Consider the following 6,204-nt stretch of genomic DNA (forward strand, 5'->3'; position numbering starts at 1 on the left):
ATCCTGGGCGGTCTTTTGAGCCGACTCCAGCATAAACTCTGATCGACTCTTGCCTTGCAATTCAGCCGCTCGATCGATCAGATCGCGTTGATTCTTCTTTGCGCGAATGTTGATGGTGACATCGCGGGTTTCATTTGCAAAACCTTCGTCTACTGAGGCGTACATAACGCTTTCTCCCATGCGGTAGGTGATAACTCTAATATAAAAGCTTTGTCAACACAATGTCAACACAATTGGTTGAGGTAGAATTTGCCGCACCCTGATTGGCTGGCGGTTTCAATAATGAAAAATTTCATCAAGCCATAATCCCCATGACTAAAATCTCCGATCGTCAGGATGGAGAAACCACCAAGGCTTATACCGCATTTACCATCTATCGGGAGATCGAAATTAGTTGCTTTTAATCTTGACAACCTACGCCTAGTAGGGAATGAAACAGCCCTGCCTAAGACCCGATTCAGACACTTTTGACCATATAATCGAAATAGCCCCCACCAGTGACAGCGAGGGCTAGATCGATTGCCGTTCGCGTAGCGTCTCGAAGAGAAGGCAGACCAAGGGTCAACGAAAGACTGTTTGCAGCAGCGCGATCGAAGTTAAAAATAACTAACTAGTCTAATAGACAGTTCGGTAAATATCCGAATATACTAAAGATAATAGAGTTATCACCCAAAATCATGGCAACCAAAACCGAACCAATCGCCAGAATCGAGGCGAGAATTACACCAGAGTTAAAAGCGATGTTTCAGACAGCAGCGGACATCGAAAATATTACCCTATGTGAGTTTCTGGTAAAAAGCGCAAGAGAGGCGGCGGGTAGTACGATCGCGAATCACAATGTCCTGAAACTTAGTGCTGAGGATAGTAAGGCATTCGTTGAAGCTATTCTGAACCCAGCCGAACCAAATGAAGCACTCAAGGCGGCGGCTAAGAGATACAAACAGGAATTTGGTAGTGCCTCTTAGTATTGAACTATTGACGAGCAAGAAGCACGATCGGAGCTTATTTGCCTGTGGCGAACAGAGTCTAGATGAATACATTAAGCTCAGAGCGTCCCAAGAGTTGAAGAAAGCTGTATCTACCCCATTCGTATTGATCGAACCACCAGAGAAGAAGGTATTAGGATACTACTGTTTATCTTCAAACTCGATCGATGTATCCGACTTGGACGAGCCAATAGCAAAAGGTTTGCCACGATATCCATTGCTACCCTCGACATTACTCGGTAGATTGGCTGTCGATGTTAGTTGTCAGGGGAAAGGATACGGCGGTTACTTGCTATTGGATGCGATGAAGAGAACATTAGAGGCAACCCGAACGGTAGCATCAGTCGCGATGGTGGTTGATGCGATCGATAACAATGCAACCAACTTTTATTTAAAGTATGGTTTTAAAGCTTTTCCTAGAATACCAATGAAACTATATATCTCGATGGAGTCGATCGAAAAGCTCAACCTGTAATCGAAACAACCCCCAACCAGTGAAGGAAGGGGGCTAAATCGATTGCCGAAGGCAGACCAAGGGTCAACGAAAGACTGTTACCAGCAGCGCGTTCGTGAAACGTCTCCGGTAGGAGAATCGAATCAAACAAGACTACTATGAGGTTAACATGACTCAAGCCAACGAACCAGACGACATTGATCGCGTTAACCGCGAATTGCGTGGGGTCAACCGTAGATTAGACAGGTTGGAATATACCCAGATATCCCCCCAAGAATTTTCCAGCGTACTAGATCGGATCTATGAAGAGATTGCTGAGAGTCGATCGGAGATGAGATCGGAAATTCTAGCTTTGAACTCCAAGATCGACAATCTTGGTACTGAGTTGAACGGGAAGATCGATATCATCATCCGTCGCCTCAGTGGAGAGGGGAATTTATGAAAAGGTGAGGAGAGGCATCGAGACTGCTCAAAAAATAAACTGTAATTGCAGAGCTAAATTAGCCGACTGCGGATCGATCGAGATTGATCGAATAAATTCTCGAAAATAAAAGCGGCGTTCGGATTCGGATAAGTCTAACCAAAACTGGCGAATCGAGACAGCTTGGGCTAGAGATTGGAGATTTACAGGTGGGAATGCGGCTAGTCGATCTTGTAATTGGGAGATTTCAGTTTTGAGTTTATATGTCCGTAAATCGACAGTTTCAATGTCGAGGATACCTTCACCAATTAAATCTGGTAATCGATCGATTGTCTGTTGTTTATCGACGATTTCTTGCGATATTTTAGCTTTAAATCCATCCAAATTGGGCAAGTTAGCCTGACTAACAGCCAGCGGTAAATCCGTACAAATCCGATCGATCGTCGTAGTTAATACCCGATCGTACCGAATCGATTTACACTTGGGTTGGCGATTGCAATTAGTCGGCCGCAGATACAAATATTTCTCAACTCGACGTGGGGCGGAGACGGTGGTAACGGTCATAGTTTGACCGCAATGCTCGCAATTGACCAATCCTGCTAACGATCGCGGGGCACTAGCAGTCCGAGGGGGCAAGCGGCGATTGCGACGCAATAATCGATCGATTTGCGCTGCTTCATCCCGCGATAAAATCGCCGGATGGGTATCAGAAATCACCTCATCATGATGATAAGCAGTATCGCCGCGATAGACTGGATGAGAGAGCCATCTCAACCCCGTAGAAGCAGCAATCTTCTTATTGTATTTCTTCTCTAGATAGCGCACCGCACCGCGCAGCGAGCCGTAAATGGTAAACCGATCGAAAAAATCCTTGACTACCGGAGCGGCAGACTTATCGATCGTATATTTATCTTTACTCCGGCGGTAACCATAGGGAGCCTTACCTGGTGGGGGCAAGGATTGTAAGCGATTGTGGGCATGGCCTTGGCGCATCCGCCGACTGACTAGATCTGACTGGATGTTATCAATGAGTTGGAGCAAATTTAATTGCGGCTCGATTTCGGTTTCGGTGGTAATTAACTGGATTTGGAGCGATTGCAATCTGATGAGAACTTGCCGGATATCTCGTACTGATGCACCCAATTCATCTAATCGTCTAATTAATAAATAGTCTACCGATTGATCGACACTATCTCGAACTAATTGATCGAGTTCGTGACGCCCTCCCAAATCCTGATAGACTCGATCAATTTCCCAGCCCCAAATCTCGATCGCTGGGGATTTCTCAATTAATGGATCGGTGTAAGTATACGCAACAATTCGCATTTATAAAAGTAGCAAAGCACGAATATCCTTACATTTTAGAACGATCGAACTCTAATTTGTGCCGAATGCGCGATCGCCAACATCGCCTAAACCAGGAACGATAAAGCCCGATTCATTGACATGTTCGTCAATCATCGCCGCATAGATACTCATTGTCGGATAGACCTCGCTGAGTTTTTGTAAAGCTGGTGGTGCGGCGATAATTGAAATAATCCGCACATAAGCTGGATCGATCCCTCTACTCACCAATTCATGCATCGCTTGCATTATCGTGCCACCTGTCGCCAACATCGGTTCGGCGATCAGAATCCGTGTTTGTGGATCGAAGCGATCGGGTAATTTATTGAGATAGCAACTGGGTTGTAATGTCTGTTCATCCCGCACCATGCCCAGATGATAAATGGCCGATTCTAAAGGTAGTACCGACTGAATCCCATCCACTAAGGTCAAACCCGCTCTGAGAATTGGCACGATCGCCAGTTTTGTCTGCGGATGGACGAAAGTAGCTGTAGTCTCGGCCATCGGCGTCGGAATCTCGATTTCGATCGTTGGCAGCCACTCCCTAATCGCTTCATAAGCCAACCATTTCCCCAGTTCGGCCAAGGTTTGACGCATGATTTTGGGCGTCGTCTCGACATTCCGCGCCATCCCCAACCAATGTTTGATTAATGGATGTGGGGGTACGTACACGCGCAGTTGCATCGCCATAACAAATTAGGGGTAGATAAATCGAATTTCTGCAATATCATAGCCTGTCTTTAAGCACTATGTTGCACTAGCGATCCGAGATTGGGCGCAAAGTTGGCGGATCTCGATCGAGATTTACAACTCTACCGATTTTAGAATAAATAGCCAATATTGATACCTACAATATTCATCAGGAACAGTTTTTAAATACTTTCAACACGATCGATCTGCTGACAATGCCTGAGATGTGGCCTCCGTCAGTAACTTAATTTCCGCTAAATCTGGTGTCGTCACTAGTTCATCACCAACTATATCCAACCACAATAAATACTCGATATTTCCGGCTGGCCCGACCAATGGCGACCAGGTTAAGCCGCGATAGTGCCAACCCAAATCTTGTGCCGCTGCTAATACCCCCCAAATCGCCCCTGCTTGCGCTGCTAAATCTCTGACGACCCCATTCTTCCCGATCGCGCCTTTACCGACCTCAAATTGCGGTTTTACTAGCAATACGAGTTCTTGGGGCGGTGCCAGTAGGAGTTGTAATGCTGGTAAGATTTTGGTTGCTGAAATAAACGAAACATCGACGACCCCCAAATCTGGTAACGTCACTGGATAACTACCCTCAACTGCCGCACCATAGAGTTCGACAGGAGTCAGATGGCGAATATTTGTCCGTTCGCGCAACATCACCCGATCGTCGGTGCGGAGTTTCCAATCTACCTGGCCGTAGCCGACATCGATACCGTAGACTTGTTTGGCTCCAGCTTGGAGCAAACAATCAGTAAAGCCGCCAGTCGAGATCCCCGCATCCAGGCAAATGCGATCGACAGTCGGAATGGCAAATACGTCCAAAGCCTTCGCTAATTTTTCACCACCCCGCGAGACAAATCGCGCTCTCGCCCGCACTTCTACTATTGATGTGAGCAAAATCGCCGTGCCAGACTTATCCACTACCTCCCCATTCACGCGCACCTCGCCCGCCTGAATCCAGCGTTGTGCTAGTTGTCGGGATTCGCAGAGTTGGCGTTCCACCAGTAATAGATCGAGGCGTTGTTTTTTCAAGTCCAGCACAGATTCCCTAAAAGTAATTGTCGAGCCGATTTTTACCAGCCCATTGTCCCATTGCTAGCAATAGAGGGACTATTTGCATGACGCCAAAGCTGCCACAGGTATGATTCTACTCGCTCTGGCAATTGGGTCACAAATATCCCCTCCGCGCAGTCAGTATGGGTCGCCAGCCAATAACCAGTCAAGCCGATCTCTGATCGATCGAGGTCGCAACGCTGGACTGTGACCGTAGTTACCCCGGCCCGTTGCAGGTACAAGTTAACTGCTTTAATGTCACAAACTAGATCTGGCAACAGAAAGCTCGCCTGTTCCGCGCTCACCAAGAGTTGTTCGCCAGTCGCGACTGCAAACGACAGCCGTTGCTCGATCCAATCTTCGAGATGAGCTGTCAGCAGCTCTAGGTATGGTGCTGTCTCAGTATAAATCAATTTCAACATGGGTCTTTATGAATTGATGTCGGATTGCTCGCTTCTCGCTGTAGCTTAGAGAAAAATTGTGAGGAAATTGTGAGGATCGGCACATATTTTGCACAATCTCGCTATTTCCGGTGATTTAAACCACCCATTGCCCGATCGAGTTTAGTCGCGATTTGGGATTTCGATCGGCGAGCGAGTTTGACTTGATGCTAACTTTTGCCGCCAGTAGGTTAGCAGCTACCAGGATGCTGACAGAAATAGTCTGTGCTGGCTTGACTTCCACTAATTGCCAAAATGAGAGCTAAATCAGGGGTGCGAAAATTGTTTTGTCAGAAAAATATGACAAATGTACCCAAGTACTGAATAATTAAAAAAGTTTAGAAAATGTTTGCTATTAACCGCAAAAAATACTACACTAAATACACCACCCTGTTTAGTTAACTGCTCGGAGCAATTCACACAATGCATACCTTAAAGCGAACCCCAACCACTGAGATGGAAGTTACTAGTATTCGGCTAGAACGCGAACTGAAAGAACGGCTGAAAGAAATTTCTGGACATCAAGGTTATCAAGCGTTAATCCGCGAAGTCCTGTGGAAATACGTCCAGCAAAAATCCGGCGATTATCGTCATCGGTTTACTTCTGAAGATATCCGCGCGACTGTAGCTGCTACCGCAAATGCCGAGGAACGCTGCGGTATCACTGGCAAGATCATCAACCCCAATGAAGCGATGTTGTTGGGATTGACTAGCACCTGTGATTTTATTCCGCTCTCGCTTGATAGTCTGACTGCTGTTGTCGCAGAGCCAGCCGCGTAAAACTGGTAGATCGAGGGCTGCGGT

At 46.6% G+C, this 6,204-nt stretch carries 10 protein-coding genes; 4 read left to right on the top strand and 6 right to left on the bottom strand.

The features are described 5' to 3' along the window. Window positions 1–165: DUF1778 domain-containing protein (locus tag RMO27_RS23880; protein WP_396133715.1), on the bottom strand; the 165-nt coding region annotated here is incomplete at its 3' end. A gap of 512 nt (window positions 166–677) precedes the next feature. Between RMO27_RS23880 and RMO27_RS14015 the strand changes: the two genes are divergently transcribed. The 3 genes from RMO27_RS14015 (at window position 678) to RMO27_RS14025 (ending at window position 1,882) form a co-directional block, all read left to right on the top strand. Beyond that, on the top strand, window positions 678–965 hold the full coding sequence (locus tag RMO27_RS14015) for a DUF1778 domain-containing protein (protein ID WP_309733521.1): 288 nt from the start codon (window positions 678–680) through the stop codon (window positions 963–965). Continuing rightward, window positions 955–1,461, top strand: coding sequence for a GNAT family N-acetyltransferase (locus tag RMO27_RS14020; protein ID WP_309733523.1), 507 nt, complete (start codon window positions 955–957; stop codon window positions 1,459–1,461). Before RMO27_RS14015 ends, RMO27_RS14020 begins: the two co-directional genes overlap by 11 nt. A gap of 148 nt (window positions 1,462–1,609) precedes the next feature. Continuing rightward, entirely contained in the window at window positions 1,610–1,882 is a 273-nt protein-coding gene (locus RMO27_RS14025) for a hypothetical protein (RefSeq protein WP_309733526.1), read from the top strand. 27 nt (window positions 1,883–1,909) lie between these two features. On the opposite strand, the gene RMO27_RS14030 is transcribed toward RMO27_RS14025, so the two are convergent. The 5 genes from RMO27_RS14030 to RMO27_RS14050 all read right to left on the bottom strand — a co-directional run bounded on the left by RMO27_RS14030 (window position 1,910) and on the right by RMO27_RS14050 (window position 5,644). Continuing rightward, the gene (locus RMO27_RS14030) at window positions 1,910–3,187 is read right to left on the bottom strand and encodes a recombinase family protein (protein WP_309733528.1); all 1,278 of its coding nucleotides are present in this window, start codon (window positions 3,185–3,187) and stop codon (window positions 1,910–1,912) included. A 51-nt stretch (window positions 3,188–3,238) separates the two neighbouring features. Then, on the bottom strand, window positions 3,239–3,895 hold the full coding sequence (gene upp / locus RMO27_RS14035; protein ID WP_309733530.1) for a uracil phosphoribosyltransferase: 657 nt from the start codon (window positions 3,893–3,895) through the stop codon (window positions 3,239–3,241). A 192-nt stretch (window positions 3,896–4,087) separates the two neighbouring features. Beyond that, complete coding sequence (locus tag RMO27_RS14040; protein ID WP_309733535.1) at window positions 4,088–4,939, bottom strand: TlyA family RNA methyltransferase; 852 nt, start codon at window positions 4,937–4,939, stop codon at window positions 4,088–4,090. Window positions 4,940–4,980: 41 nt separating this feature from the next. Then, complete coding sequence (locus RMO27_RS14045; protein WP_309733532.1) at window positions 4,981–5,382, bottom strand: alr0857 family protein; 402 nt, start codon at window positions 5,380–5,382, stop codon at window positions 4,981–4,983. A 115-nt stretch (window positions 5,383–5,497) separates the two neighbouring features. Continuing rightward, window positions 5,498–5,644, bottom strand: a complete 147-nt coding sequence (locus tag RMO27_RS14050) for a hypothetical protein (protein ID WP_309733533.1) — start codon at window positions 5,642–5,644, stop codon at window positions 5,498–5,500. Window positions 5,645–5,823: 179 nt separating this feature from the next. On the opposite strand from RMO27_RS14050, the gene RMO27_RS14055 reads away from it, so the two are divergent. After that, entirely contained in the window at window positions 5,824–6,180 is a 357-nt protein-coding gene (locus tag RMO27_RS14055; protein ID WP_309733534.1) for a hypothetical protein, read from the top strand. Window positions 6,181–6,204: the final 24 nt, after the last annotated feature.

It is taken from the genome of Chamaesiphon sp. OTE_75_metabat_556 (assembly GCF_031378165.1).
Taxonomy (GTDB): domain Bacteria; phylum Cyanobacteriota; class Cyanobacteriia; order Cyanobacteriales; family Chamaesiphonaceae; genus Chamaesiphon.